The organism is Alphaproteobacteria bacterium (assembly GCA_037200005.1).
Taxonomy (GTDB): domain Bacteria; phylum Pseudomonadota; class Alphaproteobacteria; order UBA9219; family RFNS01; genus JBBCGY01.
Genome location: JBBCGY010000001.1, coordinates 1,263,673 through 1,290,475 on the forward strand (window position 1 = coordinate 1,263,673; position 26,803 = coordinate 1,290,475).

21 protein-coding genes are annotated in these 26,803 nt (G+C 59.1%); 8 read left to right on the top strand and 13 right to left on the bottom strand.

Features of this window, described 5'->3' with window-relative positions:
- Positions 1-50: 50 nt before the first annotated feature.
- A complete protein-coding gene (locus WDO70_06575; protein ID MEJ0062860.1) occupies positions 51-689 on the bottom strand; it encodes a histidine phosphotransferase family protein in 639 nt (212 codons plus the stop codon).
- Between the two features lie 98 nt (positions 690-787).
- On the opposite strand from WDO70_06575, the gene WDO70_06580 reads away from it, so the two are divergent.
- The 3 genes from WDO70_06580 to WDO70_06590 all read left to right on the top strand — a co-directional run bounded on the left by WDO70_06580 (position 788) and on the right by WDO70_06590 (position 2,770).
- Positions 788-1,546 carry an NAD kinase gene (locus tag WDO70_06580; GenBank protein MEJ0062861.1) on the top strand — a complete coding sequence of 253 codons (759 nt, stop codon included), beginning with the start codon at positions 788-790 and terminating at the stop codon, positions 1,544-1,546.
- A gap of 108 nt (positions 1,547-1,654) precedes the next feature.
- Positions 1,655-1,927, top strand: a complete 273-nt coding sequence (locus WDO70_06585) for a hypothetical protein (protein MEJ0062862.1) — start codon at positions 1,655-1,657, stop codon at positions 1,925-1,927.
- A gap of 15 nt (positions 1,928-1,942) precedes the next feature.
- On the top strand, positions 1,943-2,770 hold the full coding sequence (locus WDO70_06590) for a hypothetical protein (protein ID MEJ0062863.1): 828 nt from the start codon (positions 1,943-1,945) through the stop codon (positions 2,768-2,770).
- A 5-nt stretch (positions 2,771-2,775) separates the two neighbouring features.
- Here the strand turns inward: WDO70_06590 and WDO70_06595 are convergent, their stop codons facing one another.
- From WDO70_06595 to WDO70_06605, 3 genes are all read right to left on the bottom strand, one after another.
- Positions 2,776-4,473 carry a mucoidy inhibitor MuiA family protein gene (locus WDO70_06595; GenBank protein MEJ0062864.1) on the bottom strand — a complete coding sequence of 566 codons (1,698 nt, stop codon included), beginning with the start codon at positions 4,471-4,473 and terminating at the stop codon, positions 2,776-2,778.
- 24 nt (positions 4,474-4,497) lie between these two features.
- Complete coding sequence (gene fabF, locus WDO70_06600) at positions 4,498-5,760, bottom strand: beta-ketoacyl-ACP synthase II (GenBank protein ID MEJ0062865.1); 1,263 nt, start codon at positions 5,758-5,760, stop codon at positions 4,498-4,500.
- A 109-nt stretch (positions 5,761-5,869) separates the two neighbouring features.
- Positions 5,870-6,109, bottom strand: a complete 240-nt coding sequence (locus WDO70_06605; protein MEJ0062866.1) for an acyl carrier protein — start codon at positions 6,107-6,109, stop codon at positions 5,870-5,872.
- Between the two features lie 221 nt (positions 6,110-6,330).
- Here WDO70_06605 and WDO70_06610 point away from each other — a divergent pair, with 221 nt between their 5' ends.
- The gene (locus WDO70_06610) at positions 6,331-8,139 is read left to right on the top strand and encodes an ABC transporter transmembrane domain-containing protein (GenBank protein MEJ0062867.1); all 1,809 of its coding nucleotides are present in this window, start codon (positions 6,331-6,333) and stop codon (positions 8,137-8,139) included.
- Here WDO70_06610 and WDO70_06615 read toward each other — a convergent pair.
- The 7 genes from WDO70_06615 to carA all read right to left on the bottom strand — a co-directional run bounded on the left by WDO70_06615 (position 8,110) and on the right by carA (position 20,202).
- Positions 8,110-8,703 (bottom strand): DedA family protein, encoded by a 594-nt coding sequence (locus WDO70_06615; protein MEJ0062868.1) that lies wholly within the window; start codon positions 8,701-8,703, stop codon positions 8,110-8,112. The two genes, WDO70_06610 and WDO70_06615, sit on opposite strands and share 30 nt — an antisense overlap.
- 16 nt (positions 8,704-8,719) lie before the next feature.
- Complete coding sequence (gene greA / locus WDO70_06620) at positions 8,720-9,193, bottom strand: transcription elongation factor GreA (GenBank protein MEJ0062869.1); 474 nt, start codon at positions 9,191-9,193, stop codon at positions 8,720-8,722.
- 84 nt (positions 9,194-9,277) lie between these two features.
- Positions 9,278-12,520 (bottom strand): carbamoyl-phosphate synthase large subunit, encoded by a 3,243-nt coding sequence (carB, locus tag WDO70_06625; protein ID MEJ0062870.1) that lies wholly within the window; start codon positions 12,518-12,520, stop codon positions 9,278-9,280.
- Positions 12,504-14,663: a fused MFS/spermidine synthase gene (locus WDO70_06630; GenBank protein ID MEJ0062871.1), complete on the bottom strand. Its 2,160-nt coding sequence runs from the start codon at positions 14,661-14,663 to the stop codon at positions 12,504-12,506. Before WDO70_06630 ends, carB begins: the two co-directional genes overlap by 17 nt.
- Positions 14,653-16,827, bottom strand: coding sequence for a fused MFS/spermidine synthase (locus WDO70_06635; GenBank protein ID MEJ0062872.1), 2,175 nt, complete (start codon positions 16,825-16,827; stop codon positions 14,653-14,655). Before WDO70_06635 ends, WDO70_06630 begins: the two co-directional genes overlap by 11 nt.
- Before the next feature lie 4 nt (positions 16,828-16,831).
- Positions 16,832-19,012: a fused MFS/spermidine synthase gene (locus WDO70_06640; protein ID MEJ0062873.1), complete on the bottom strand. Its 2,181-nt coding sequence runs from the start codon at positions 19,010-19,012 to the stop codon at positions 16,832-16,834.
- Complete coding sequence (carA, locus tag WDO70_06645) at positions 19,009-20,202, bottom strand: glutamine-hydrolyzing carbamoyl-phosphate synthase small subunit (GenBank protein MEJ0062874.1); 1,194 nt, start codon at positions 20,200-20,202, stop codon at positions 19,009-19,011. The genes WDO70_06640 and carA overlap by 4 nt, the downstream gene beginning before the upstream one ends.
- Positions 20,203-20,303: 101 nt before the next feature.
- Here carA and WDO70_06650 point away from each other — a divergent pair, with 101 nt between their 5' ends.
- Both WDO70_06650 and WDO70_06655 read left to right on the top strand, forming a co-directional pair.
- Positions 20,304-20,771, top strand: a complete 468-nt coding sequence (locus WDO70_06650; protein MEJ0062875.1) for a GatB/YqeY domain-containing protein — start codon at positions 20,304-20,306, stop codon at positions 20,769-20,771.
- 6 nt (positions 20,772-20,777) lie between these two features.
- Positions 20,778-21,575: a BtpA/SgcQ family protein gene (locus tag WDO70_06655; GenBank protein MEJ0062876.1), complete on the top strand. Its 798-nt coding sequence runs from the start codon at positions 20,778-20,780 to the stop codon at positions 21,573-21,575.
- Here the strand turns inward: WDO70_06655 and WDO70_06660 are convergent.
- Positions 21,572-22,216 (bottom strand): hypothetical protein, encoded by a 645-nt coding sequence (locus WDO70_06660; protein ID MEJ0062877.1) that lies wholly within the window; start codon positions 22,214-22,216, stop codon positions 21,572-21,574. The two genes, WDO70_06655 and WDO70_06660, sit on opposite strands and share 4 nt — an antisense overlap.
- A gap of 96 nt (positions 22,217-22,312) precedes the next feature.
- Here WDO70_06660 and dnaG point away from each other — a divergent pair, with 96 nt between their 5' ends.
- Both dnaG and rpoD read left to right on the top strand, forming a co-directional pair.
- On the top strand, positions 22,313-24,190 hold the full coding sequence (gene dnaG, locus WDO70_06665; GenBank protein MEJ0062878.1) for a DNA primase: 1,878 nt from the start codon (positions 22,313-22,315) through the stop codon (positions 24,188-24,190).
- Between the two features lie 66 nt (positions 24,191-24,256).
- The gene (rpoD, locus tag WDO70_06670) at positions 24,257-26,422 is read left to right on the top strand and encodes an RNA polymerase sigma factor RpoD (protein ID MEJ0062879.1); all 2,166 of its coding nucleotides are present in this window, start codon (positions 24,257-24,259) and stop codon (positions 26,420-26,422) included.
- On the opposite strand, the gene WDO70_06675 is transcribed toward rpoD, so the two are convergent.
- Entirely contained in the window at positions 26,419-26,703 is a 285-nt protein-coding gene (locus tag WDO70_06675; protein ID MEJ0062880.1) for a hypothetical protein, read from the bottom strand. The genes rpoD and WDO70_06675 overlap by 4 nt on opposite strands.
- Positions 26,704-26,803: the final 100 nt, after the last annotated feature.

Consider the following 26,803-nt stretch of genomic DNA (forward strand, 5'->3'; position numbering starts at 1 on the left):
AATATCAATCTTTTATAGAGCACGGCTGCGACCGCATTGGCCCTCATTGCCTATTGGGGCACGAAAAGAAAAGCTATCTGTTCGGCCTGCGACGCCTCGATGGCCGATTTGAACCCGAAATGAGCCATGAATTTGCCGGTCACATAAGCATGCACCGTGCGCGGCGCGATTTCATCGACGGCAACCGCGCCGTCCAGCGCGGCAGCCGAGGCGGGCGCCAGTCCGGCGGCGCGCCCGATTGCCGTAATGACCGTCCCGGCCTCGAACGCGCCCGAGCCTTTCCCGATCTTGATCTCGCCGCCGTAAGGAAGCGCTTCGTCGGCCAGCAAAATGAGATTAAGGATCACTTTAAGCGCGCCATGACGCTCCGCAAGCCCGGCAACCGAAAGATCGGGAGCGAAATTCAATTTGATCTTGGTGCCGTCGAAATGCGCGGCGATGGTTTCGGCCATATCCTTGAAAGTCAGATTGCCTTCGCTGCCGGCGCGGCCATAAGCGAGCCGGAACAGCCGCAAACGCCGCGATGCCTGCGTGGCGCTATCGCCGATCAGCTTCATGGCTTCATCCACGACGCTGCCCCCGACATCTTCGATCAATTCAACCCCGTTATTGATGGCGCCCACGGGACTTACCAGGTCATGGCATATCTTGGACGTCAGCAATTCGAGAATACGGATATCGATTTGCATTAACCTTCTCCCGATGCCGCGAAATGCCGCAATCTAAGCCATGCGTTGACAGTGGTTACAAAATCTTTAACGGTAGGGCCTAAGGAGCTTCTATCCACATGAAAATTTCTTTCCAAGCAGCCGAGCAGGCCGAAGCCCAAGCCGCCCTGGCCGAATGCATCGCCCGGTATGGCCAATCGGACATCGACGAGGCCGATTATGCCGTCGCGCTGGGCGGCGACGGATTTCTGCTTGAAATCCTTCATCTCATGCTGACGCACCACAAGCCGGTGTTCGGAATGCGGCGCGGCTCCGTCGGCTTTCTGCTGAACGAATATCGTTCCGACGGCCTGCCCGAACGGCTTAAGCAGGCCCAGGACGTCTTGCTGCATCCGCTGGTCATGGCGGCGCGGAACGCCAAGGGCGAGACCGCCACGGCCTTCGCCTTTAACGAAGTGTCGTTGCTCCGCGAAACCCGGCAGGCGGCCAAGCTGCGGGTCGGCATCGACGGCGTAGACCGGATTCGGGAATTAATCTGCGACGGGGTGCTGGTCGCCACCCCGGCGGGCAGCACGGCCTATAATCTCTCCGCGCACGGCCCGATTTTGCCGCTGACGGCCAATGTGCTGGCGCTGACGCCCATCAGCGCTTTCCGCCCGCGCCGCTGGCGCGGCGCGCTGTTGCCGACGAATGCCAGGATTACATTCGAGGTGCTTGAGGCCGAAAAGCGGCCCGTCAGCGCGGTGGCCGATTTCACCGAAATCCGCGAGGTTCTCTACGTCGAAGTCAAGCAGGAGAAGGACGTCAACGTCACCCTGCTCTTCGATCCCGAAGCAGCCCTGGAAGAGCGGATTATCCAGGAACAGTTTTTGGAATGACTGGTTAATGAAACTATTGAGGACGTGAAAGTATTTAAAAAGCTATTTAAAAGCCGTTTGTATGCTACATTAAAGAGGTAAGAAGTAACTCTTTTTAGGCATATTAAAATGTGCAAGATGTTAGTCAGAAATAACGAAGAAGGAACGCCGATCATCAGCATTAACGAAATGCTGCGGGCTGAACCCCTCGGACTTTATTTTAACCATACGACGGGCGAGATCAATCTCTCGATGACCGACGGCAAAAGCTTCGCGCTGGGCCGGATCGAAAAAGATCAGCAGTCGGAATGGCTTACCAGCATGAGTGAAATCACCATCCAAAGCGAACTGGCGGGCCTTCTCGCCGCCGGATATCGCGTCGGCGTGCATAGCGCACATTAATCAAAAGATATCCGCATGCATGGACTTCTCACCTTGTGGCGTCATAACAAGACGCAGACCACCCCGGCAGAGGCAGGCTTATCCAAAGATCGAGCGCCCGAAACCGCCCTAACGCCGTTTACGCCCGAATTCTGGGACTCGGCGCCGCCAAGCGTTCAATCTCTCAAAAAACAAGTGGACGGATGGCTTGCCGCCGCGGCGAATAATGGCGCGCAATCCCTGGAAGACATGAAAATCATGCCCGTGGGCATGGGCGATTTCCCGAACATCTATTTCGACCTTCGCGAGACGGTGAAATTCGCCGAATCCAACGGCAATAATCCGTTGGCCTATGCCGCAATCGGGAATTTGATCGATAACGGCCTTAAGGGGTCGGTTCTCTATAGTTTTTTCAGGGACAGCGGATCGGAGCGCGAATGGTCTTATAACGGCTGCGTGCGGACCTGCGCCGATCTATTGAAATTGACGGCGCCGGGATCGCCCTTGGAGGAAAAAATTTCCAGCCGGTTCGCAAGCACCCTGAAATCAGTTTACCAGAAGAAAGTCCTGAACGGCACCGGCCTTGATGCGGATTATCTTCTGAACACGGTCGGAACCTACGGCTTTCAGCCTGACAACCCGCCCGCCACGCAGGCAGCGGTGATCGGGGCTTTCCGGGACATATACGCGGCCTCTACCGACGAGCAGCGCCTGCATATCAAGAGCAGGCTCCATGACCCCGAGCGTCGCCTGTATAATCCGGAATTCGCCCCATGGGTGGAATCCCTGATAGGCGGATCGACGGAGCCTGAGCGCAAAAGCAAGGCTTTCGGCTCGCGGCCCCTGCCGGAATTGAATCCGTAAGTGGTTTAGAACCCGCCCACCTTGCTTCCCTTGGGATATTTGACGCGGAAGGCGACGTCGAAGGATTTCTCCTCCTGCGGCTTATAGTCGCCTTTCCACACCAGAACGCCCTGGCGGTTTTCCTCATCCTTGATGAAACCGCGCGTGGTTTTGTCCTCAAGCAATTCGGTCTTGATGTCGGGATCGCCCGCGACCGGATATTGGTCATAGACCGTAATGCTGATCGGGGTTTCGTGCAGACTCTTGACCTTGGTCTTATAAGCGCGCTCCACGGTGATATCGCCGACGAACATCAGCGTCGGATTATCCTGGGACTGGCTGACCTTCTGGAAATCAACTTTCACCCGGTCGTCGACCCCGAACGACAATCCCTGCGCCTCGCCGGGCCGCAGCAGTTTCATCGCCGCGTTGCCCATGAAAGCGCCGTCGCGGTATTTGGCGGCCATGCCGGGAATGATCGGAAATTTCTCGGCATTCTCGATTCGGGCGAACAAATAGGCTTGCGACCCGAGGCGCGGGGTGGTTTGAGCATAGAGCGCGGCCTTCATCACCTGTTTGCCGACGAAGAATTTGGCGGGCTCGGAAATCGATTTCACGTCGACGCGGCCGGGCACCTTGAATTCGGCGCTGTAGTCCGTGACGACCACTTCGGCGCTGTCGGCGCGCGCCTCTTCCTTGACTTTTTTGAGTTCCTGCAAGCCGTCCGCGGCATCCATGACGGCGGACAATTCTGCCGCCACGGGCGCGGCAGCCACGTTCATCGCCTGCCTCTTGGCGGCGAAAGCGGCGTTCTGGGCGTAAATCTCGCGCAGGGTCTGGATATACCAGGTCTCCAGGCGCGGCATTTCGGTGCCGAGTTCTGGCCGCGCCGTGGAAAGCGTCAGCGCCGCGTTATGCCAATCCTCGCCGGTCTGCTGGGCGACCTGACCATATTGCTCAAGCAACAGCTCGCCCTTGCCGGTATCGAGCCGCGCGTCATAGACGGGCCTCCACCATGCGCCAGGCGTCTGATAGGTCAGCGTGAAATCGAAATCGGTATCGGCCTTCGCCTCGACGCGGATATACACGTCGCGCCGCTCGCGCTGCGCGGTCTGCACCTGGCGGTAATTGTTTTCGAGCTGCGCGATGTCTTCGTCGATCTTGCGGATGGCGACGGCCTTGGCGGCAAGCTCTTTCTGCGTTTCCGCCATGCCGGTTTGCAGCGCCGTCCATGCCTGCGCCCATTTTTCCGGGGCGAAATCCAGCTTCGCCAGATCGGCCTGAGGACGGGTAATCGCGCCCGCCTCGGCGACGCGCTGGATGAATCCGGCGCGGGTCTGCAAAGCCGTGACTTCGGCCTCGATCATCGCCCTCTCGTCGCGCTTGGCCTGCAGGGCCTTGGCCCTGTCACGCTCCGCCGCCTGAGCCAGTTCCGCGAGATAGATATGTTTGACCTCCACCGCGCCGATCTTCACAGCGGCATCGGCGCTGCCCTGCACCCGCAGCGAGCTTTCATTAAAACCGGCGGGCATGTTCTCGGCGATAATGATATGCGCGCCCGCGGGCAATTTGACGCTGCCCTCGCGGTTGATGAGCGCCCGGTCGGCATATATGGTAGCGGCGGCGACGGAGGTGGTTGAGCGGATTTCAGCGGCCCCGGCCAAGCCGGAACCTCCGAGACTGACTGCCAGAACCATAAGAAAAGTTTTCAGAACGTTGCTCATGATCCTGTTCCCCTGTGATTTTATTTAATTCGCTTCCTTGAAGATCAGGCAAGCGTTGGTGCCGCCGAAGCCGAAGGAATTGGACAGCGCAATCTTGATGTCGCGCTCCTGCGCCTTATGCGGCACGAGATTGATGCCCTGGCATTCCTCGGAAGGATTGTCGAGATTGAGCGTCGGCGGCGCGATATTCGTCTTGGCCGCCATGATGCAATATATGGCCTCGACCGCTCCCGCCGCGCCGAGCAAATGCCCGATCGACGATTTGGTCGAGGACATAGCCGCTTTGCCCGCGCTATCGCCGAGCAGACGCATGACGGCCTTCAGCTCGATCTCGTCGCCCTTCGGCGTCGATGTGCCGTGCGCGTTGATATAATCGATTTCGTCCAGAGAAATCCCCGCGCGCTTGACCGCCATCTGCATCGCCCGGAAACCGCCATTGCCGTCTTCGGCAGGCGCGGTCATGTGATAGGCGTCGCCTGAAAGCCCGTAGCCGATCAGTTCGGCGTAAATCTTCGCGCCGCGCTTCTTGGCATGCTCATATTCTTCCAGCATGACGATGCCCGCGCCTTCGCCCATGACGAAACCGTCGCGATCCTTATCGTAAGGACGCGAGGCTTTTTCCGGCGTGGCGTTAAAGCTGGTGGACATGGCCCGCGCGGCACAGAAACCCGCGACGCCGATGCGGCACAGCGCGGATTCCGCGCCGCCCGCCAGCATGACGTCGGCGTCGTCCAGCATGATCATGCGCGCCGCGTCGCCGATGGCATGCGCGCCCGAAGCGCAGGCCGTGACGACGGCGTGATTGGGGCCGCGAAGATCGTGGATGATCGAAACCTGTCCCGCCGCCAGATTGATCAGCGAAGCGGGAATGAAGAACGGCGATACCCGCCGAGGGCCGCGCTCGAACAAGGTGACCGAGGTATCATAGATTTCAGGCAGGCCGCCGATGCCGGAACCGATCAGGACTCCGGCGCGGTTGCGGGCCTCGTCATTGGCGGGCACATAGCCGCTGTCCTTCATCGCCTCATGCGCCGCCACGATGGCGAAATGGATGAAGGCGTCCATTTTCTTCTGGTCCTTGACCGGAATGTAATGGTCGAGATTCACCTGTCCCTCGGCGTCGCCGAACGGCACTTGCCCGGCGACCTGGCAGGGCAAATCATCGCAGGGAAATTTTTGGATCCTGCTGATGCCGCTTTCGCCCGCCGTCAGTCGTCGCCAATTATGCGCGACGCCTGCGCCAAGCGGCGACACCAAACCCATGCCGGTTACAACAACTCGCCTCATCGTCCTGCTCATAGCCCTGGATTAATAAAAAAATCGCACGCCACATGGATTCATGTGCGTGCGACTATTTTCTACCATGATTGCCCGGCGGTCAAATCCACGCGGGAAATCATGCAGCCTTTTTCTGATTGATGAAATCGATGGCGTCCTTGACGGTGGCGATCTTTTCCGCCGCGTCATCGGGAATTTCCACGCCGAACGCCTCTTCAAAGGCCATGACGAGTTCGACCGTATCCAGGCTGTCCGCGCCCAGATCGTCAACAAAACTGGCATTCTCCGTTACCTTGACGGCATCGACGCCCAAATGCTCGACGACGATCTTTTTAACCTGTTCGGCCACATCACTCATGTTACGCTTGCCTTTCGATAAATTAAAACCCGTCAATCGGGGAATCGGTTATGCATACCTAAGCAATTGTCTATGCTTGAAATGTATGGCTGTCCAGTCTCTTGCCGCAATAGCGCAAAACCCCGCTCCCCGTTCGGGGGTAACGAATAGCGCATGACAAACCCCATGAAAAGAGATTATTTTTCATTGCGTTCAATGGGTTAATATGAAGGTTAGAGCAAATGCATCCGGCGGTTGACAGCCAAAAGGCAAGCAATGGCGAAAGATTGCGCCCTCTTCGCCAGATCGCGCCCTATCTCAAACCCTATCGTCCGGCCATGGCGGGCGCGGCGATCGCGCTGATCGTCGCCGCAGGCACGGTGCTGGCCGTCGGTTCGGGATTGCGGGCGGTCGTTGACCAAGGGTTCATCACCGCCAATCCGGCGATGCTCGATCATGCCCTGCTCACGCTGCTTGTCATGATCGTGCTGCTGTCCATCGCGACCTATATGCGTTTTTCGCTGGTGTCATGGCTGGGCGTACGCATCGTCTCCGACCTGCAGCGGGCGCTATACAGCCATATGCTAAAGCTTGATCCTGGATTCTTCGAGACCGCGCGCAGCGGCGATATTCTCGCGCGCCTGTCGGCGGATACCGCTATCCTGCAGACGGTGGTGGGATCGTCGGTCTCGATGGCGCTGCGCAACTTTCTGCTGCTGGCCGGAGGGATGATCATGCTGATCGTCACCAGCGGCAAGCTCACGCTGCTGGTGCTGGTCGTCACGCCGCTGGCCGTCGCGCCCATCGTCGTGATCGGGCGGCGGGTGCGCCGCCATGCCAAGAATACGCAAGAGCGCGTGGCCGACATCGCCTCCTATGCCGAGGAAACCGTCCACGGCATCAAGACGGTGCAGGCCAACACGCATGAAGCCCGCGCCCGCGAGCGCTTTTATGCATGCGTGGAAGACGCCACCGCCGCCGCCATGCGGCGGATTCGCGCCCGCGCCCTGATGTCCATGCTGGTCATCGCGCTGGTGTTCAGCGCCATCGGCATGGTGCTATGGGCCGGAGGCCATGACGTGCTGACAGGCCGCATGACGGCGGGCCAGCTTTCATCTTTTATTTTCTATGCCGTGCTGGTCGCGGGCGCGGTCGGCGCGCTCAGCGAAGTGATGGGTGATCTGCATCAGGCCGCAGGAGCTACCGAACGCATCTTCGAACTGCTGGCCGTCGCGCCCGCCATCGCCGCGCCGCCATCGCCGATGCCGATGCCAGAACCGCCGCGCGGCTCCATCGATTTCAAGGACGTGACTTTCTCCTATCCCTCGCGTCCGTCGCAACCGGCGCTGCAAGAACTTGGCTTCGCCGTGCAAGCGGGCGAGAGGCTGGCGCTGGTCGGGCCGAGCGGCGCGGGCAAAACCACCATCTTCCAGCTTCTTCTCCGTTTTTACGATCCGCAACAGGGAAGCATCGCCATCGACGGCGTCGATATCAGCAAAGCCGATCCCGCCGAAGTGCGGCGGCGCATCGGCCTCGTAGCACAGGACCCGGTTATTTTCTCGGCCAATGCCTGGGACAATATCCGCTACGGACGCCCCGAGGCTTCGGACGTCGAAGTCATGGACGCCGCGCGCGCCGCCCATGCCGACGAATTCCTGCTCAGGCTGCCCGACGGCCTCGACAGTTTTCTCGGCGAGAAAGGCGTAAGACTGTCAGGCGGGCAGCGGCAGCGTATCGCCATCGCGCGCGCCATCCTGCGCAATCCGCCGATATTGCTGCTCGATGAAGCGACTTCGGCGCTGGATGCGGAGAGCGAGCGGCTGGTGCAAAACGCGCTGGAGAAGCTGATGCGAAACCGCACGACGCTGGTCATCGCCCACCGCCTCGCCACGGTCGTGAGCGCCGACCGTATCGCCGTCATGGAGGACGGGCGGCTCGTCACCACCGGCAAGCATCATGAATTGATCGAAGAAGGCGGATTATATGCAAGGCTGGCGGCGTTGCAGTTCAACAAAGATATATCATTCGACCGGCAGGCCGGACTTCTCTGATTTCCGCTTCTTCCATTGCGCCAGCAAATACCGCACGACCATGATCGCCGCGAACAGCAGCAGAACGGCGATCATGATGCTGATGACGGGATTTTCCTCGCGGGCGAAAATATCGCCGAACAGATAGCCCGCGCTGGCGAAACTAACCGCCCAGATTCCCGCGCCGCAGAAATTCAGCAGGAAATACCGCTGCCAGGTCAGATGGCTCATGCCGATGGCTACCGCGCTGATATTCCGCACGCCATAAATGAACCGGTAGGTCAGGATGAATCCGACGGCGTGGCGCTCCATCCAGCCGATCACGACATCGCGGCCTTTTTTCAATTTCGGCCACTTCTCAATCAGCCACCCGCCGGCATGCCGCCCTAGCAGGAAGAATCCGAAATCGCCGCAAGCCGTGCCCAGCCACGCGGACAGGATCAAAAGATGGAGGTCGAGCAAGCCTTGCGACGCGGCCAGACCGGCAAACAGTAGAAAAGTTTCGCCTTCGAGAAATGCCCAAACAAAACAAATGACATAGAACAGCGCCCCGTATTCTTGCGCGAGTTGCTGAATTTCATTCATGCCATGCAACCGGGGGTCATTTATACGCGACTTTAATAATTTCGTATGATTTCGAACCGCCGGGGGTGCTGACCTCAACCTTATCCTTGACCGTCTTGCCGATGAGCGCGCGCGCGAGCGGCGCGGTGACGGACAGGCGGCCTTCCTTGATGTCGCTCTCGTCCTGGCCGACGATCTGATACTTGACCTGCTCTTCGCTGTCCTCGTCGACCAATACGACCGTCGCGCCGAATTTGACGACCTTGCCGGCCAATTTGCTGACATCGATGACATCGGCCCGGCTGATCTTGTCTTCAAGCTCCTGAATCCGGCCTTCGACGAAGCTCTGGCGCTCGCGCGCCGCATGATATTCGGCGTTTTCGGACAAGTCTCCATGCTCGCGCGCCTCGGCAATCGCCTTGACGATGGCAGGGCGCTCGCTGGATTTCAGGTGTTTCAGCTCTTCTTCCAGACGCTCGAAACCAGGCAGCGTCATTGGAATCTTTTCTATCATTTACCGGCCCCGTGATCATTATAACATTACGAATAGCAACAACCATCCCCGACGCAAAGCATGCGCGAGATGGTTATTCTTTCAGCAGACGTCCTTAAGATAACTCTGAAGCGTCTCCGGCGCAAGTATGCCGGATTGCATGGCCGCGATGGCGTCGGCAACGGCCCGTGCCCCGGCAATCGTCGTCTGATAAGGAATTTTCCCCATGAGCGCCGTTCGCCGCAGGCTATAGCTATCGGCAAGCGCCGCCTTACCGGCTTCGGTCGTATTGATCATGAAATGAATTTCATCGTTAATGATGGCATCCACGATGTGCGGCTGGCCTTCATATACCTTGTTAATTCGGCGCACCTGCAATCCGCTTTGCTCCAGAATCTTCGCGGTTCCTGCCGTCGCCATGATCTTGAAGCCAAGCTCATGCATACGCCGGGCAATCGGCAGAATCGCCGTCTTGTCGCGGTCGCGCACCGAGATGAAGCAGGTGCCGCCGGTCGGCAATTGCTCTCCCGCCCCCATCTGCGCCTTGGCATAGGCGCGGGCGAAATCGCGGTCGAGTCCCATGACTTCGCCGGTCGATTTCATCTCCGGCCCCAGAACGACATCGACTCCGGGAAAGCGCGCGAAGGGAAATACCGCTTCCTTGACCGCCACATGCCCAAGGGTGGCCGGACGCAGCTTGAAAGAGGCGAGAGCTTCACCCGCCATGATTCGCGCCGCGATTTTGGCAATGGGAATTCCCGTCGCCTTGGCGACGAAGGGCACGGTGCGCGAAGCGCGCGGATTGACTTCCAGAATATAGACCGTCTCGTCCTTGACCGCGAACTGCACGTTCATCAGCCCGACGACGCCGATGGCCCGCGCCAGCACGTCGGACTGCCGCGCGATTTCATCCACGATGGATTTGGGCAGGCTGTAGGGCGGCAGGCTGCATGCGCTGTCGCCGGAATGAATGCCCGCTTCCTCGATATGCTCCATGATGCCGGCGACGAATACATCTTTGCCGTCCGCCAGCACATCGACATCGACCTCGACCGCCGCCTGCAGATAGCTGTCGATCAGCACCGGATTGTCGCCGGAAACCTGCACCGCATGTTCCAGATAACGCTCGATCCCGGCCTGGTCATAGACGATTTCCATCGCCCTTCCCCCAAGCACGTAGGACGGACGGATCACAACGGGATAACCGATCCTGTTCGCCGCGCGCACGGCTTCTTCCATAGTGCGCGCCGTGCCGTTATCCGGCTGCCGCAAATTCAGTTTTTGCAGCAAGGCCTGGAACCGCTCGCGGTCTTCGGCGAGATCGATGGCATCGACGCTGGTGCCGAGAATGGGAATGCCCGCGTCTTTAAGCGCATGGGCGAGCTTCAGCGGCGTTTGCCCGCCATATTGCACGATGACGCCGAGCAACTCGCCCTTGCGCTGTTCCACGCGGATGAGCTCGATCACGTCTTCGGCGGTCAAAGGCTCGAAATACAGCCGGTCGGAAGTATCGTAATCCGTCGATACGGTTTCGGGATTGCAATTGACCATGATGGTTTCGATTCCAGCCTCGCGCAGCGCGTAGGCCGCGTGAACGCAGCAATAATCGAATTCAATCCCCTGCCCGATCCGGTTCGGCCCGCCGCCGAGAATAACCACCTTGCGGCGGTCGCTCGGCACGGCTTCGCATGATCCCGCCTGCTGTCCGTCGCCCTCATAGGTCGAATAGAGATACGGCGTATGCGACGCGAATTCCGCCGCGCAGGTATCGATCCTCTTGTAAACCGGCGTAACCCCCGCCGCGCGCCGGGCGGCGGCGATTTCGGATTCCTTGCGGCCGGTCAACAGCGCCAGCCGCTTGTCCGAGAAGCCCATTTTCTTGACCTGTTGCCAGCTTCGCGCATCGCCGGGCGCGCCCTTCTGGCGCAATTCGGCTTCCATGGCAACGATTTCAGCGATCTGCTCCACGAACCAGGGATCATATTTGCATACGGCGCAGACGTCCTCGACGCTCATGCCTTCCCGCAACGCCTGCGCAATCACGAGAATCCGGTCCGGCGCGGGGCGCGCGAGCATGCTGCGCAGGGCCTGCGCGTTGCCGCTTTCCACCTTGATTTCGGTAAACCCGTCATAGCCGTATTCCAGGCCGCGCAGCGCCTTCTGCATCGATTCCTGGAACGTGCGGCCGATGGCCATGACTTCGCCGACGGATTTCATCGACGTGGTCAGCAACGCGTCGGTGCCGGGGAATTTCTCGAATGCGAAACGCGGAATCTTGGTGACGACGTAATCGATCGTCGGCTCGAACGAAGCCGGCGTCGTGCCGGTAATGTCGTTCTGAAGCTCGTCGAGCGTATAGCCGACCGCGAGGCGCGCGGCCACCTTGGCGATGGGAAAGCCGGTAGCCTTGCTCGCCAGCGCCGAAGAGCGGCTGACTCGCGGATTCATCTCGATGACGACCATCCTGCCATTCGCGGGATTGACCGCGAACTGGACGTTCGAGCCGCCGGTATCGACGCCGATCTCGCGCAAGACCGCGATCGAGGCGTTGCGCATGATCTGATATTCTTTGTCGGTCAGCGTCAGCGCGGGGGCCACCGTGATGCTGTCGCCGGTATGCACGCCCATCGGATCGATATTTTCGATGGAACAGATGATGATGCAATTGTCCTTGCTGTCGCGCACCACCTCCATCTCGTATTCTTTCCAGCCGAGAACGGATTCCTCGACCAGCACTTCGCGCGTCGGGCTGGCCGCAAGCCCCTGCTCGACGATGTCGGTGAATTCATGCCGGTTATAAGCGATGCCGCCGCCCGTTCCGGCCAAGGTGAAACTGGGACGGATAATGGCGGGAAGGCCGACTTCCACTAAAGCTTCAGCCGCTTCGGCAAGCGATTTGACCATGCGGCTCTTCGGTGATTCCAGGCCGATCTTCTCCATCGCCTGGCGGAACAGCAGCCGGTCCTCGGCCTTCTCGATCGCCATCTGATTGGCGCCGATAAGCTGGATGCCAAGACGCGCAAGCGTTCCGTCTTTGACCAGCGCCATGGCGGTATTCAGAGCCGTCTGGCCGCCCATGGTCGGCAGCAAGGCGTCCGGCTTTTCGCGCTCCAGAATCTTGGCGACCATCCCCGGCGTAATCGGTTCGATATAGGTCGCGTCGGCCAGATCGGGATCGGTCATGATCGTCGCGGGATTGGAATTAACCAGGACAATCCTGTATCCTTCCTGACGCAGCGCCTTGCAGGCCTGCACGCCGGAATAATCGAACTCGCAGGCCTGGCCGATGACGATCGGGCCCGCGCCTATGATGCAAATGGATTTGATATCAGTGCGTTTGGGCATTGTGAAACACCTTTAAGCTTCCTAACAGATTGACATAATCGTCACGCCAGACGGGATAACCGTCGTCGTCTATTCTACGCCATCCCGACGTTTCCAGATGGCTTAAATCCTGATCGCCGCGCGCCAGCAGCACCCAGTTGCTCATGATCGTATTATAGAGGGGATTATAAAGGTCGTCATTACGGCGCCAAGCCTGCCATCCGGCCTCATGGGCGATGGCCGCGAGAGGCTCGTTAAAATCATAAAAAAGACTGTTGATATTGAAAACCGCGATTCCGTCGCGCTTCAGATGGGCATCATACACGGCAAGCGCTTCGCGCGTGAGCAAATGCACGGGAACCGCCGTGCCGGCGAACGCATCGACCATCAGCAAATCGTAACGCGCGTCTTTATCGCGCTGCAATTCCAATCTGCCGTCGCCGAGCCGCCAGCGCGGCTCGCCGCATTCCTCGATATAGGTAAATTCGTTTCTCGCGAAGTTTATGGCTTTTTGATCGATCTCATACACCGTGAATTTCCTGCCCGGCTTTTTAAAACATAAAGACATGCCCACTCCCAAGCCGATCAGACCCACGTCTTTAACATTGTCCCGGTCGAATAACTTTTGCAGCGACGTAAAATTCATGCCCGGCTCCACATCCGGCTGAGGCGTCATGCGCTGCATGCCATGCACGCCCGATCCCGACACAAGGAGATGCCACAGATCGCCGTTATAATCGGCTCGTTCGCGCACAAGCAGCGTCCCGAAAAAATCGCGCGCGACGGCGATGGGGCGATGCCCGCCCGGAATAGCCACGCCCCAAAAAACCGCCATGGCCATCACCGCCATGGCCAAGGCCACCGCCGCGAACTGCCGCGGCAAAGGCATCAAAAGGAGCAATCCGGCCAGCATCGCAATGGACTGAAGCGATATTCCCATAATCTTGCCGGGTATCGCCGGAACCGCAAGCCCGTACAAAAAAACGCCGAGGGCAAGCACGTTCCTCCACTTCCATAGAAATCCGGCAGGCTTAATCTGCGCATAGGAAAACATGCTGGCAATCGCGACGAACCAGAATTCCATCGGGTAAGGAAACAAAGCCGGCGCCAGGAATGCGTTGAATATCCCGCCGAGCGCCCCGCCGAGCGCAAGCCACAGATAAAACTCCGTCAGCCTGCTCTCGTCCGGCGCGAGCGACGCAAGCCGCGTGTGGAATCGCAAGGCAGTCAGCAAGAATATCGCGATCGGCAGAACGGCATAAATCCAGCCGATCATAAATATGCCGACGCTTTGCAAGACGACGATTTGTATTGCCAGCAGAACGCCGGCAATCAGTTCCAACCACCCCTCATCCGGCTTCCAGCCGCGCCCGAAAGCAATAACGAAAGTAAGCAGATAAAGCGCCAGCGGCACCACCCAGAACAGCGGCACCGATCCAAGGTCCGCCGTGATCAGCGCCGTCAGCCCCATGCTCAGGCTCGACGGCACGAACGCCAGCACCAGCCATTTCAGCTTCAGTTTGATCGGCGTCGGCAGTGCGGGTTCGGCTGGCGCAGATATTTCGGCCGCAGCTTCCTTCTTCACCGGCAGCAGCAGCAATCCTCCCACCAGCACGATCAGCAGCCCGTAACCGCAGGCCCACACCACGCTCTGCGCCGTCAGCGGCAGCGACGGCTCCACGATAAACGGATAGCTCAGCAATCCCGCGAAGCTCCCCAGATTGCTCGCCGCGTACAGGAAGTACGGCTTCTCGCCCGCCGTCTTCTCTCCCGCCGCGTATAATCTTTGCAGTCCGCTGCTCACCGTCGACAGCGCCACATAGGGCAGCGATATCCCCGTCAGCAGCAAGGTCAGAACTTGCAGCGCGCTGCCTATGTTAGAGTCCGATCCTGCCGTCAGGTGCGGCGGCAGCATGACCGCGCCCAGCACCAGCAGCCCCAGCGTCGCATAGCCCTGCGCCCGCGCCGGATACCGCGACAGCATATGCGCCACCCAGTATCCCCCCAGCAGCCCGATCTGGAAGAACGCCAGCGCCGTCAGCCACCCGCTCGGCGCTCCTCCCACCATCGGCAGCAGCATCTTCCCCAGCATCGGCTGCACCGCGAACATCAGTCCCGCAGACAAAAACAGCGTTAGCGAGAACATGCCGCTTTTATTTGTCATTCTGCATGACCTTCATCGCCTTCAGCAGATTCGTATAATCGTCGCGCCATATGGTGAAGTTCCGGTCACGTATCTTGTGCCATCCCATGGCCTTGAACCGGCTTAAATCCTGATCCGATGGAGCCAAAAGCACCCACTTGCTCGCGCCGATGCCATGAAAGATATCATCCTGATCCGCGCCGTGCCGCCATGCCTGCCATCCGGCATCGCGCGCAAGAGCGGCGAGCGGCGCATGAAAATCGTAATAACGGTTGTTGATATTATAAAGAATGAATCCGCCCGGCTTAAGGCGCGCTCCATAGAGCGCCAGCGCCTCCCGGGTCAGCATATGCGTCGGAATCGATCCGCTGGAGAAAACGTCGATGATCAGCACGTCGTACCGGGCTTCGGCATCGCGCTGCAGTTCCAGTCTGCCGTCGCCGATCCGCCAGCGCGGCTCGCCGCACTCCTTGATATAAGTGAACCACTTTTCCGCCATCTCTTTGACCAGCGGGTCGATCTCGTACACCGTGAAATGCCGGCCGGGCGCTTTGAAGCATAACCCCATCCCCGCTCCCAGGCCGATGACGCCCACATCTTGAATGCGGCTGTCATGGAACATCTCCTCCAGCGGCTTGAAATATATCGGAGGCGTTACATCAGGAGGTTCCGGAGCTACCCGCTGCAGGCCATGCACGGTCGAACCATGAATGAACAAGCGCCATGTTTCTCCTTCGGGATTATGGAAATCGGCAATCGTGGATACGCCGAAAAAATTCCTCCCGCGCGCGACGCGGTTGGTTTCCAGCAAAGGCGAGATCAACAAAACCACGACAAGAAGGCCCGTAATCGCCAGTTGGCGCGGGAAGTATCCCAGCAATAGAAAACTGACAAGCGTTCCGACGCTATATGCAACCAACGTCACAAAACCAGCCGCGCCGAAAACGCCGAACCGAATCAACACGAAGACAAACGCCGCGACGGCGATGACGTTGCTATATCGCGCAAGCCGCGCCGGCGGCGTTTTGCGCAGCAATAAGACGCTGGCCGAGGTCACCAGCATAAATTCCACCGGATAGGAAAACAAAACCGGCGCCAGGAACGCGTTGAATATCCCGCCGAGCGCCCCGCCGAGCGCAAGCCACAGGTAAAACTCCGTCAGCCTGCTCTCGTCCGGGGCAAGCCCGGCCAGCCGCGTATGGCACAGAAGGGCAGTCGTGAAAAAAACGGCGAGCGGCAGGAGCGCGGATATCCAATCGGGGGCCAGCAATCCGCCATTTAAAACATAAACCGCCGTCATCAGGCCGATAAGCAACAGCGTCAGGGACGACAAGCCCCCCTCATCCGGTTTCCAGCCGCGCCCGAAAGCAATAACGAAAGTAAGCAGATAAAGCGCCAGCGGCACCACCCAGAACAGCGGCACCGATCCAAGGTCCGCCGTGATCAGCGCCGTCAGCCCCATGCTCAGGCTCGACGGCACGAACGCCAGCACCAGCCATTTCAGCTTCAGTTTGATCGGCGTCGGCAGTGCGGGTTCGGCTGGCGCAGATATTTCGGCCGCAGCTTCCTTCTTCACCGGCAGCAGCAGCAATCCTCCCACCAGCACGATCAGCAGCCCGTAACCGCAGGCCCACACCACGCTCTGCGCCGTCAGCGGCAGCGACGGCTCCACGATAAACGGATAGCTCAGCAATCCCGCGAAGCTCCCCAGATTGCTCGCCGCGTACAGGAAGTACGGCTTCTCGCCCGCCGTCTTCTCTCCCGCCGCGTATAATCTTTGCAGTCCGCTGCTCACCGTCGACAGCGCCACATAGGGCAGCGATATCCCCGTCAGCAGCAAGGTCAGAACTTGCAGCGCGCTGCCTATGTTAGAGTCCGATCCTGCCGTCAGGTGCGGCGGCAGCATGACCGCGCCCAGCACCAGCAGCCCCAGCGTCGCATAGCCCTGCGCCCGCGCCGGATACCGCGACAGCATATGCGCCACCCAGTATCCCCCCAGCAGCCCGATCTGGAAGAACGCCAGCGCCGTCAGCCACCCGCTCGGCGCTCCTCCCACCATCGGCAGCAGCATCTTCCCCAGCATCGGCTGCACCGCGAACATCAGTCCCGCAGACAAAAACAGCGTTAGCGAGAACATGATGGTCTGCGGACTCTCGCGTTGCCCCTCTTTCGCTATCTCTGTCATGGCCTTACGGCTTCTCCACATTCTGCAAGATTCTCATTGTTCTCAGCAGATTTGCGTAATCGTCGCGCCAGATGGGGAATGAGTGTTCAGTCAGAGGCTGCCAACCATAAGTTTGCAACGCGCCTGCATCCGATCCAGGCGGCGCGATAATAACCCATTGGCTCGCGAGCTTCCCAAGCTTGAAGTCTACCCTCCGATCCGTAAACAACCACGCTTGGCTGTTCAAGTCATGAGCCAGAGCACTGATCGGGCCGATAAGATCGTAATAGCGATTGCTTATGTGAAGCGTGAGCAATCCGCCAGAATTAAGCCTGCGAAGATATAACTCCAGCGCCTCCCGAGTCAGCAGATGCACCGGAATCGAGTCCGACGAAAAAGCATCCGCGATGATCATATCGTACCGTGCCTCGGTATCGCGCTGCAGTTCCAGTCTGCCGTCGCCGATCCGCCAGCGTGGCTCGCCGCATTCTTTGATGAAGGTGAACCACTTCATCGCCATCTCCCGCACCAGCGGGTCGATCTCGTACACCGTGAAATGCCGGTCGGGTGCCTGGAGGCAAAGGATAATCCCGGCGCCAAGCCCCAGAACGGCAACGTCGCGAGGTTTCTGAACCTCGAACACATTGCGCAGCGGCGCGTAATAGGAGACAACCGAAGTCTCCACCGTTGGCTTGATCATCTGCATGCCGTGGATCGTCGACCCATGCATGAACCGTCTCCAAACTTGACCCTCCCAAGGGGAATCGACGATCTTCATGACTCCAAAGAAGTCGCGCTGAATATCGACCGGCTGGCGAATATTGAGCGGCGATACTATGAGCGCCATCAGAACGATGCCTGTGACGGCCAGCAGGTGCGGAAATAAGGCAGCCATGGCGATCCCGGCCAACACCACCAGGCCCATAGGCCGCATAAAGAATTCTACGAGTTGATACTGCGCTTTGCCTGCCTCCGGATCGACGGAAAGAGTGCTCGCGCCCGCGACGATGAAAATTAAAGTGCCAAGCGTTCCCGAATACACCAGCCATCTTTTTCTGGGCATCGGATGCAGCATGACGCTCATCAGCAAAATCAGTACGAACTCCAGCGGATACATAAACAAAACCGGCGCCAGGAACGCGTTGAATATCCCGCCGAGCGCCCCGCCGAGCGCAAGCCACAGATAAAACTCCGTCAGCCTGCTCTCGTCCGGCGCGAGCGACGCCAACTGCAAATGACACCAGAGGGCGGTTACGAAAAACACCCCCACCAAAGGCGCCGCCATGGTCCATGAAGATACGCTACAATTGCCGAACGCGACAAATATGAGTATCACCATGCCGGTGAGAATAAGATGGGAAATATCCAAATCTTCCGATTGCAGTTTTCTGTTCCGCCCGAAAGCAATAACGAAAGTAAGCAGATAAAGCGCCAGCGGCACCACCCAGAACAGCGGCACCGATCCAAGGTCCGCCGTGATCAGCGCCGTCAGCCCCATGCTCAGGCTCGACGGCACGAACGCCAGCACCAGCCATTTCAGCTTCAGTTTGATCGGCGTCGGCAGTGCGGGTTCGGCTGGCGCAGATATTTCGGCCGCAGCTTCCTTCTTCACCGGCAGCAGCAGCAATCCTCCCACCAGCACGATCAGCAGCCCGTAACCGCAGGCCCACACCACGCTCTGCGCCGTCAGCGGCAGCGACGGCTCCACGATAAACGGATAGCTCAGCAATCCCGCGAAGCTCCCCAGATTGCTCGCCGCGTACAGGAAGTACGGCTTCTCGCCCGCCGTCTTCTCTCCCGCCGCGTATAATCTTTGCAGTCCGCTGCTCACCGTCGACAGCGCCACATAGGGCAGCGATATCCCCGTCAGCAGCAAGGTCAGAACTTGCAGCGCGCTGCCTATGTTAGAGTCCGATCCTGCCGTCAGGTGCGGCGGCAGCATGACCGCGCCCAGCACCAGCAGCCCCAGCGTCGCATAGCCCTGCGCCCGCGCCGGATACCGCGACAGCATATGCGCCACCCAGTATCCCCCCAGCAGCCCGATCTGGAAGAACGCCAGCGCCGTCAGCCACCCGCTCGGCGCTCCTCCCACCATCGGCAGCAGCATCTTCCCCAGCATCGGCTGCACCGCGAACATCAGTCCCGCAGACAAAAACAGCGTTAGCGAGAACAGCGTCGTCGGCGATATCTTCGGCAATTTGCTCACTTGTTTTTCTCCATCATGTCCATAAACCGCCCAAATAAATGCTGACTGTCATGCGGACCTGGGGAGGCTTCGGGATGATACTGGACGGAAAAGACCGGACGATTTTTCAGCCTTATGCCCTCATTGCTACCGTCGAACAGACTGACATGCGTGATTTCCGCATCGGCCGACAGGGTTTCCGGAACGACCATGAAACCGTGATTTTGGCTGGTGATCTCGATCTTGCCCGTCGCCAGTTCCTTGACCGGGTGATTGGCGCCACGATGGCCGCGAGGCATTTTTACGGTTTTGGCGCCAAGGGCAAGCGCGAGCAATTGATGCCCAAGACAAATGCCGAAGATAGGAATGTTGCGTTCAAGCAAGGCATGAATGAGAGGCACCGCATAAACGCCGGTCGCGGCAGGATCGCCGGGACCGTTGGATAAAAATACGCCGTCAGGCTTGAGCGCCAGAATGTCCTCTGCCTTGGTCTGGGCCGGCACCACGGTAACCCGGCAGCCGCTTTCCGCCAGAAGCCGCAGGATATTCCGCTTCGCCCCGTAATCGACGGCGACGACATGACGGCGAGGATGAGCTTGCTGGCCGTATCCCGCGCCTTGTTCCGCCCAACGCCACGCCGTTTCCTGCCATCCGTAAGTCTCGGCGCAAGTGACTTCCTTGGCGAGATCCATGCCTTCGAGACCAGGCCAGTCCCGCGCCTTGGCGATCAAGGCTTCGACATCAAAGCGCCCTTCGGGATCATGCGCGATCACGGCGTTGGGCGCGCCGATATCGCGAATGCGGATCGTCAGCGCTCGCGTATCGAGACCGGTGATGCCTATCAGGTTGTTGGCGGCGAGCCAGGGCGACAGATGCTCAAAGGCGCGCCAGTTGGAAGGCGACGATATATCGGCCCGCAGAACCAGCCCGCGCGCCGTGGGGCGCACGGTTTCGATATCCTGGAGGTTCGCGCCGACATTGCCGATATGGGGAAAGGTAAAAGTGATGATCTGGCCGGCATAGCTGGGATCGGTCAAAATCTCCTGATACCCTGTCATGGAGGTATTGAAGCATAGCTCGCCGACCGCCGAACCGGCGGCCCCTATTCCCCGTCCCCGGAATACCGAGCCGTCCGCCAGAACCAGAATGCCTGTCATAATGTCGGAACTGGGCGCGCATGAAACGGCGCGCTGGTGAGGCGTACTTGGCATGAGCATATATTTACGGCTATGTTGGATATCAATGGCAAAGGCCATATCAAGGTTGAGAATATGGCCGATGCATCATACCGATGCAAGAAGGATTATCGAAAATGTCGCTACGTCAACGAATTATGGATGCCCTCAAGGACGCCATGCGCGGCAAGCAGGAGCGGGAAACCGCCACCATCCGCATGATGATCGCCAAACTGCGCGAGCGGGATATCGAGGTCAGGCCGAGCGGCAATATGGACGGCATCGGCGAAGCCGCGATTCTGAGCATGCTGGAAGGCATGGTCAAGCAGCGCCGCGAATCGGTGGTCATGTATGAAAAAGGCGGGCGGGCCGATCTCGTGAAGCAGGAGAGCGAAGAAATCGCCATCATCGAAAGCTTCATGCCGAAAAGGCTGAGTGAAGAGGAAGTTAAAGCTGCTATCGCCCAAGTTGTGGCCGCCATCGGCGCCAAGGACATCAAGGATATGGGCAAGGTCATGGCCGAACTGAAGAACGCCTATGCCGGACAGATGGATTTCGCCCAGGCGGGCGCGCTGGTCAGGGCGCAGCTCGGCGCGGCGGCTTAATAATCTATGCCCGCAGCCTCCCTCTTCTCCCGCCGCTGTCCGATCATCGGCTGCGTTCATCTGCCGCCGCTGCCGGGCGCGCCGCTTTATGACGGCGATATCGAGCGCGTCTATGAGACCGCCTTTGCAGAGGCGAAAATTCTCGCCGGGGCGGGCATCGACGGGCTGATCGTCGAGAACTTCCACGACACGCCCTTTTATCCCGACAGCGTTCCGGCTGAAACCGTCGCCGCGCTGAGCGTCATCGCCCGGCAAATCGCCAAGGCGTTCAATATTCCGCTCGGCGTCAATGTCCTGCGCAATGATGCTCACGCCGCCGTCGCCATAGCCGTGGCCGCCGGAGCCGCCTTCGTGCGGATCAATATCCATATGGGAGCCGTCGTCTCGGAGCAGGGATTGATCCTGGGCAAGAGCCATGAAACGCTGCGCCTGCGCGCGGCGCTAAAATCCAGGGCGCTGATTTTCGCCGATATCGGCGTCAAGCATGCCGCGCCGCTGGTGGATCGCGGGCTTGCCACGGACGCCATCGATGCCCAGCAGCGCGGCCTCGCCGACGCCCTGATCGTATCGGGCACGAGAACCGGCCAGGCCACCGATCCGGGCGCCATAGAAGCGGTCAAATCGGCGTCGAGCCTGCCGGTTTACATAGGCAGCGGCATCACGGCGGACAATCTGCCGGACTATGCCGGAAAAATCGACGGCGCGATCGTCGGCAGTTATTTCAAGCAAGACGGCAAAGCCGCCAATCCGGTCGATCCAGCGCGGGTGGCGGCATTGATGGCAGCCGCGCGGAAATTAGCCTAAACGAATTTCACTACCGGCCCCTTTCTGGGCACCAAATAGCCGAAGGCGATGGAATCGCGGTCGGGATGCGGGACGATAAGGCCTCTGATTTCCGACGGACTGAGCAGAACATTCCCGACGAAATCCTTCGTCGCGGCATGCGCCTGCTGCGCCATCCGGAAACGCGCGCGGATGTCTTCTTCGGCGAAAATATCGTTATGCAACCTCACACCGAACAGTCCGGCATGGCCGTAAGCGAGATCGGCCGCCGCGCGCCAGTTGACGTAATAAGGGTTAAAGATGCCGCGCTTTTTCCCGGTGTGCGGATCGGCCAAGCGAATGGTTTTTCCGTCAACGACTTTCCGTAAGCCCTCGCAGTGCTTTTCTTCCGCTTGCCCACCCTTCGTGTACAGCTCGCTATACTCGGCACATATATTCATGAAGGCGGTATTCCATTGAATCCGCGCTTCCACAGGCAATCCATCGATGGTCTCGGTTACCTTGCCAAAAATCTTGTCCATGACCGTAAGATCGGCATTCATTTTCCCCACTTCACGGAGGGATGCGACGACTCCCGACCGCGCTTCATGTAAAATATCCGAGGTTTCGGTTGCAGGGGCAAAATCCTGCAAGCGGGCAAGCACCCTTTCTCCATGCGACATCTAAAATCTCCGTTTTAAATGAATATCATGGGGACAATTTCTCGCACGAAAGTAAAACCATTGCCAGAAAATTGCTTTTACGCTTATTCATAATCCATGCCCCTTCCCCCTTCCTTCCTCGAAGATATTCGCAATCGGCTTCCGGTGTCGGAAGTCGTCGGGAAGGCCGTGCGCCTGACCCGCGCCGGGCGGGAGTTCAAGGCCTGCTGTCCGTTCCATAACGAAAAGACGCCGAGCTTTTACGTCAATGACGACAAGCAGTTTTACCATTGCTTCGGCTGCGGCGCGCACGGCGACGTGATCGGCTTCGTCATGAAGCAAGGCGGGCTGACCTTCCCCGAGGCCATCGAAAGCCTCGCGGCGCAGGCGGGGCTGAGCGTCCCGCAATCCGACCCGAAAGAGCGCGAGGTTTATGACCGGCAAAAATCCTGGAGCCAGTTGATCGAGCGGGCGGCGCGATTCTTTCAGCAGCAGTTGCGCACCGGGCCGGGCCGCGCCGGGCTGGATTATTTCCATAATCGCGGCCTCGACGATGACGCCATCGAGCGGTTCCGGCTCGGCTATGCGCCGCAGGACGCCCAGGCGCTGATCGTCGCCCTCAAGCGCGAAGGCTTTAGCGAAGCCGATATGCTGGAACTCGGCCTGATAAAAAAATCAGAAAATTCAGAAGGTTATTATAGCTTCTTCAGGAATCGAGTGATTTTTCCGGTCGGCGACCGGCGCGGCAATATCGTCGCGTTCGGCGCGCGGCTGCTGGCGGGCGAAGGGCCGAAATACATCAACTCGCCCGACCATCCCCTGTTCCATAAAGGGAAGCTTCTTTTCGGCCTGTCGCGCGCCCGCGCCGCCGTGCAGCAGAAGCAACCTTTGATCGTCGCCGAAGGCTATATGGATGTGATTGCCTTGGCAGAAGCCGGTTATATCGGCGCGGTCGCGCCGCTCGGCACGGCGATGACCGAGGATCAGATGCTGGCGCTGTGGAAACTGCTGCCGAAGCCCGAAGACCGGCAGCCGGACTATGATTACAGCCCGATCCTGTGCTTCGACGGCGACAATGCCGGGCAAAAGGCCGCCGGACGGGCACTGGAGCGAGCCTTGCCGCTGATCAGCGCGGCGCAGACCCTGCGAATCGCCTTCATGCCCCTGGGCGAAGACCCGGACAGCCTGCTGCGCCGATCCGGCAAACTGGCGCTGCAGAACATCCTGGATCAGGCCCGCCCTTTAATCGACGTCATCTGGCATCAGGCGCTAGAAGGACGGCGGCTGCAAACCCCCGAAGACAAGGCCATGCTGAAAACTGTTCTGCGGCAATATATAGGCATGGTCGGCGACGAAAGCCTCCGTCGTCTTTATGAAAAAGATATACAGGATCGCCTAAGCCATTTATTTGGTTATAAAAATTACCAAAAGCAGGGGGCGGGCCAGACATCTGCCTTTACGCGCAACAAGCCGGAAACCGGCTTTATTGCCCGCCGCCTGCCGCCTAAGCCGAATGAAAGATGGGAGCGAATTATCCTGGCGACGCTTATTAATCATCCCGATCTCATGGAGGAATTCGGCGAAGATTTGGCCCGCCATCCCTTCTCGCGCTCCGATTATCGGGACATAAGCGCCCATATGGACAGGATTTTTGCCGAATTTAATCACGAACCCCTTGACGCAGCACAATTTTACGGCCATTTCTCGCAGGCGATAAAAAGTGCGCCAGATGCCGAAAGGCTCCAGGTTGGCTTGTCGGAGCTGCTGTCCGAAACAACCTACATCCACGCCGAGTTCGCGCGGCCGGAGCAAGGATCGGAAACGGCGCGCAATGGCCTTCGTGAAACCTGGAGTCACATACACGCCAAGCAAACCGACTCGGACATCGAAGCGGCCCGGCTGCGTTTCAATGCCGATCCCAGCGAGGAAAATGAGCAACGCCTGTTCGCCATCGTTAACGCCCAGCAGACATGGCAGAAGGCCGACGACGAATGATCTAACGCGACGCGACATAACCCGACGACGCCCCACAACAGGGCCCCACAGCAGGATTGACTAAGCATGGCAGCAGCAAAGAAGGTCAAGAAGTCCATCAGCACCGCCCCCGCATCGAGCGAGGATGACGGCGCGCTGCGCGACACCACCGCGAAGGCGATCAAGCGCCTGCTCAAGATCGGCAAGGAACGCGGTTATGTGACCATCGACGAGCTCAACGCCGCCTTGCCGCAGGGCAAGATCACGTCCGAACAGATCGAAGACACGATGGCGCTGCTGTCGGATATCGGCATCAATGTCATGGATGGCGACGGCGACGATGACGACAAGCCCGCCGCCAAGGGCAAGACCGGCGAAGATGGCGACGAAGAGGGCAAGGAAGACGAGGAAAAAGAAGAAAAAGAAAAAGAGGAGGAAGAATCTTCCGGCGGCAATATCGACGAAGAAACCGCCAGCCGCACCGACGATCCCGTCCGGCTTTACCTGCGCGAAATGGGCACGGTCGAGCTTCTGAGCCGCGAGGGCGAAATCGCCATCGCCAAGCGGATCGAAGCCGGCAAGGAAATGATGATCAGCGGCATTTGCGAATCGCCGCTGACGATTCAGGCAATCCTGGCCTGGCACGACGCGCTCGAAGGCGGCAAAATGCTGCTGCGCGACATCATCGATCTCGAAGCGACCTATGGCGGCGGCGAGCCCGGCGCCGAAGCCGGCCTGCCCGCCGAAGCCGCCGCCCCCAAGGAAGAAGAGGAAAAAGAGGAAGCGGTTGAAAAACCGGAAACCGAGGACGGCACCTTCGACGACGACGATGAGGAAAACAATCTCTCGCTGGCGATGCTCGAAGACCGGCTGAAGCCGCAAGTCATCGAGACATTCGATAAAATCGCCGTGGCCTACGCCAAATTATTCAAATTGCAAGCCCAGCGCCATACCGCCGCGCAAAAGGGCCAGGATATCATCCGCCAGTCCGACAAAAAGTTCCAGGCGATCAAAGACGAGCTGGTCGATCTGGTCCGCACGGTTCGGCTCAATCAGCACCGCCTCGAGCAACTGGTGCAACAGCTTTATACGCTGAACAAGCGCCTGCTCGGCATCGAAGGCAAAATCCTGCGCGTCGCCGTCGAGAGCGCCATCAAGCGCGAAGAATTCCTGGCCTATTATTTCGGCAACGAGCTTAATCCGGACTGGGTCAAGTTCGTTTTCGACCCGGCACACAGCAAGCCCGCCAAAAAAGAAGAAAAGAAAAAAGACGTCAAAACCGGCAAGGGCGGAAAAACCGGCAAGGCTGGCGGCAAGTCCCCGGCCAAGGCCGAGAGCGCCGATGGGGAGGAAAGAGCCCCGCTGCCGATTCCCCAGCTTAAGAACTGGACGAAATTCTTCGAGCATCACGGCGACGAGGTCGACCGCCTGCGTGCCGAAATCGCGTCGATCTGCGACGAGGCCGGCCTGCCGCTCGGCGATTTCCGCCGCATCGTTCTCACGGTGCAAAAGGGCGAACGCGAGGCCGCCAGGGCCAAAAAGGAAATGGTCGAAGCCAATCTGCGACTCGTCATCTCCATCGCCAAGAAATACACGAACCGCGGCCTGCAATTCCTGGATTTGATCCAGGAGGGCAATATCGGCCTGATGAAAGCGGTCGATAAGTTCGAATACCGCCGGGGCTATAAATTCTCGACCTACGCCACATGGTGGATCAGGCAGGCGATCACCCGTTCGATCGCCGATCAGGCGCGCACGATCCGCATCCCCGTCCATATGATCGAGACGATCAACAAGCTGGTGCGCACCAGCCGCCAGATGCTGCACGAAATCGGCCGCGAGCCGACGCCGGAAGAACTGGCCGAAAAACTGCACATGCCGCTGGAGAAGGTGCGCAAGGTGCTTAAGATCGCCAAAGAGCCGATCAGCCTCGAAACCCCCATCGGGGATGAGGAGGATTCGCATCTCGGCGACTTCATCGAGGACAAGAATGCCGTCATCCCCATCGACGCGGCGATTCAGTCCAATCTGCGCGAAACGACCACCCGCGTGCTGGCGACCCTGACCGCCCGCGAGGAACGGGTGCTGCGGATGCGATTCGGCATCGGCATGAACACCGACCATACGCTGGAAGAAGTCGGGCAGCAGTTCAACGTCACCCGCGAGCGCATCCGCCAGATCGAAGCCAAGGCGCTGCGCAAGCTCAAGCACCCCTCGCGGTCGCGCAAGCTGCGCAGCTTCCTGGATACCTAATCCATTTGCCGGCAAAGGATTTTTCGGATCGGCTCCCAGCCTTTTGATCGGGTTTGGCTGCCCTTCGGCTTGCTTATGGGGATATACCCCGCGCAACCCCACTCGCCATCTTCGCTCGTCAGCGCAAAATCGATGGTCAAGGCTCCATCGGGAAGCTTTTCCACGAACGGCCTTAATCGGTCGGCATCGATGACCAGCCGGTTAGCGCGCGGCTCAAGCCGCCATAAAAAGGCAAGATCGATGACCTGATTGCTGCCGTCTTTCTGCCTGAAAATAGTCATTGAAGAGGCGCGGGCATCTATGAGGCGGCGACCGGTGCTTTTGAATATCAAACGCGGTCCGATGATCGTGCCATCCGCCTCAATCCCCATAACCACGACG